Origin of the sequence: Pseudooctadecabacter sp. (genome assembly GCF_020627745.1) — a bacterium.
Classification (GTDB): Bacteria; Pseudomonadota; Alphaproteobacteria; order Rhodobacterales; family Rhodobacteraceae; genus Octadecabacter.
Genome location: NZ_JAHDGE010000003.1, coordinates 110,635 through 113,592, shown reverse-complemented (window position 1 = coordinate 113,592; position 2,958 = coordinate 110,635). Strand labels below are relative to the sequence as shown.

Sequence of the window (2,958 nt, the reverse complement as noted above, 5' to 3'; positions counted from 1 at the left end):
GACAAAATCCGGGCGGGACGCGGGTTTATCGCAGCTCTGGATCAATCCGGCGGCTCCACCCCCAAGGCGCTGGCGCTCTATGGTGTGCCTGAGGATGCCTACAGCGGCGAGGGCGAGATGTTCGACCTGATCCACGACATGCGCGCCCGCATCATCAACGCCCCCACCTTCACTGGCGACAAAGTGATCGGGGCCATTCTGTTTGAAATGACCATGGACCGGCAGGTGAACGGCAAACCCACCGCCGCCACCCTGTGGGAAGACAATGGCGTTGTTCCCTTCCTGAAAATCGACAAGGGGCTTGAGGCCGCGTCCCACGGCGTGAAGCTGATGAAACCCATGCCGCATCTGTCCGACCTGCTGCCCCGCGCGCGCACGGGCGGCATCTTCGGCACCAAAATGCGCGCCGTGATCGACGAGGCCAACCAGACAGGCATCGACGCCATCGTCGCCCAGCAATTCCAGATCGGGGCCGAGGTGTTGTCCCACGGTCTTGTGCCGATCCTTGAGCCCGAAATCACCATCACCATGGCCGATAAGGCCCGTGCGGAGGATATGTTGATGACGTCGATCCTCAAACATCTGGACGCACAGGACGATGAGGTGATGTTGAAGCTGACCCTGCCCGAAACCCCCGGCCAATATCAGCCGCTGGTGGATCACCCCAAGGTCATGAAGGTCGTGGCCCTTTCCGGCGGCTATGACCGCACCGAAGCCAACGCACGACTGGCCAGGAACGCCGGCATCGTCGCCAGTTTCAGCCGCGCGCTGACCGAAGGTCTGTCCGCCACGCAATCGGATGCGGACTTCAACACGACCATTGCGGCCACCATCGACAGCATCCACGCAGCGTCGGTGGCCTGACAAAAACCCTCCTCTGGCTGACCGGCCCGCGACACGTCTGTCCACTTAATTGTCTCGGATCACGGGGCATAATTGCCTGACCGTCACAAAGGGGATTCCCTTGGCGAATCAAATGTGCGAATCTGTCCCAAAGCGGTGCATCAGACACCGCATGTGAGGCAGACCGCATGAAATCCAAACGCGCCCCTATGGGGGTCCTTCTCTATTTCGCAGGCACATTGATGCTGGCCGTCTATTTCACCTTTGCCGCTGTGCAGGGCGACTACGGCGTGTTCAAACGGGCGGAAATCGACGCCGAAGGGCGTATGCTGGCCGAGGAACTGGCCCTCGTGCAGGCGGAAGTTGCGCGGATGGAAAACCTGACCCGCCGGCTGTCCGACACCTACCTTGATCTGGATCTTCTGGACGAACAGGCCCGCGACGTGCTGGGCATGGTCCGCGCCGACGAAATCGTCATCCGCTAAGAACGGGATGAAACGTCACCGCGCCTGAGGGCGCATCGGTGAAGGGCAGAACCTGCAAGGCATCCGCCCCCTTCCCGTCATAAGTGACCCCTGCCACCTTTTCGAACCCGAAGCGGCTGTAATATTTGGGGTCCCCCAGCAGCACCGCCCCGTCGCGCCCGTAAGCCTGCGCCACGCCCAAGGCGTGCCCCATCAAATCCGCGCCAATGCCTTTGCCCTGATGCTCCGGCACCACGGCCAGCGGCCCTACACACAGGTATTTCAGATCGCCCACCTTGGCCGGTGACAGGGCCACCTGCCCGATGATCTTGCCGCCTGTTTCGGCCACCAGGGACAACACCAGCGCACCATCATCGCGCAGCCGGTCCACGATCAGCTTGTCATCGGGGTCGGCAAAGGATTTGCCCTCGAACGCGCGGGCCACCACATCGCGGATCGCCGCCGCGTCGCCGTCTTTTTCCTGTCGGATCTTGTATTTCATGGCCCATCCTCCCCCGCCTATGCACCAGACGCAAGGCGGGTTTTCCGCCCGCAGATGCCCTTGCGTCACATTGTCGGTCGATTTTTGGGAACAAACCATTTAGAAGATAGTTTAACGCTAAACTATATTTTTTCGCGCGTTAAGAAACACTCCGGGAGGACCCATGGCCGCCAAGAAAAGCTCAAAGAAATCAAATGTCTCCGCTGAGGAGCTGTTGGGTTACTACAAGGACATGCTGCTGATCCGTCGATTCGAGGAAAAGGCCGGTCAACTCTATGGAATGGGTCTCATCGGCGGCTTCTGCCACCTCTACATCGGACAAGAGGCCGTTGTTGTCGGCCTTGAGGCTGCGGCCAAAGACGGTGACAAACGCATCACCTCCTACCGCGATCACGGCCACATGCTGGCCTGCGGCATGGACCCCAACGGCGTCATGGCTGAGCTGACGGGCCGCGAGGGCGGCTATTCCAAGGGCAAGGGTGGCTCCATGCACATGTTCTCGAAAGAAAAGGATTTCTACGGCGGCCACGGCATCGTTGCGGCACAGGTCCCCCTTGGCGCGGGCCTTGCCTTTTCGGACAAATACAAAGGCAACGACAACGTGACCTTCGCCTATTTCGGCGACGGCGCTGCAAACCAGGGCCAGATTTACGAGACATTCAACATGGCCGCCCTGTGGAAACTGCCGGTGATTTTCGTGATCGAAAACAACCAGTACGCCATGGGCACATCCCAGAAACGCTCCACCTCGACCCCCGATCTCTATACCCGTGGCGAAGCCTTCGGCATCCCCGGTGAAATCGTCGACGGCATGAACGTGCTGGCCGTCAAGGAAGCCTCCGAAAAAGCGACCGCGCACTGCCGGTCCGGCGAAGGCCCCTATATTCTGGAAGTGAAAACATACCGCTACCGTGGCCACTCCATGTCCGACCCCGCCAAATACCGGACCCGCGAGGAAGTGCAGAAAATGCGCGACGAACGCGATCCCATCGAACAGGTTCGCGAAATGCTGCTGACCGGCAAACACGCCTCCGAAGACGACCTCAAGGCGATCGACAAGGACATCAAAGGCGTCGTCAACGAAAGCGCCGAGTTCGCCAAGGAAAGCCCCGAACCCGATGTCTCCGAACTCTGGACAGACATCTATGC

Annotated in this window: 4 protein-coding genes; 3 read left to right on the top strand and 1 reads right to left on the bottom strand. The window is 60.0% G+C overall.

Features of this window, described 5'->3' with window-relative positions:
- Positions 1 to 864, top strand: an 864-nt coding sequence (locus tag QZ653_RS02445) for a fructose bisphosphate aldolase (protein ID WP_296417379.1), incomplete at its 5' end; no start/stop codon positions are given.
- A 167-nt stretch (positions 865 to 1,031) separates the two neighbouring features.
- Positions 1,032 to 1,328, top strand: coding sequence for an FtsB family cell division protein (locus QZ653_RS02440; protein ID WP_296417378.1), 297 nt, complete (start codon positions 1,032 to 1,034; stop codon positions 1,326 to 1,328).
- On the opposite strand, the gene QZ653_RS02435 is transcribed toward QZ653_RS02440, so the two are convergent.
- Complete coding sequence (locus QZ653_RS02435) at positions 1,318 to 1,809, bottom strand: GNAT family N-acetyltransferase (protein WP_296417377.1); 492 nt, start codon at positions 1,807 to 1,809, stop codon at positions 1,318 to 1,320. The genes QZ653_RS02440 and QZ653_RS02435 overlap by 11 nt on opposite strands.
- A gap of 163 nt (positions 1,810 to 1,972) precedes the next feature.
- On the opposite strand from QZ653_RS02435, the gene pdhA reads away from it, so the two are divergent.
- Positions 1,973 to 2,958, top strand: a 986-nt coding sequence (gene pdhA, locus QZ653_RS02430; protein WP_296417376.1) for a pyruvate dehydrogenase (acetyl-transferring) E1 component subunit alpha, incomplete at its 3' end; no start/stop codon positions are given.

Excerpts from the sequence above, each read along its gene's own strand:
- QZ653_RS02440 (WP_296417378.1), top strand. The coding sequence starts at position 1,032 with ATGAAATCCAAACGCGCCCCTATGGGGGTCCTTCTCTATTTCGCAGGC.
- QZ653_RS02435 (WP_296417377.1), bottom strand. The coding sequence starts at position 1,809 with ATGAAATACAAGATCCGACAGGAAAAAGACGGCGACGCGGCGGCGATC.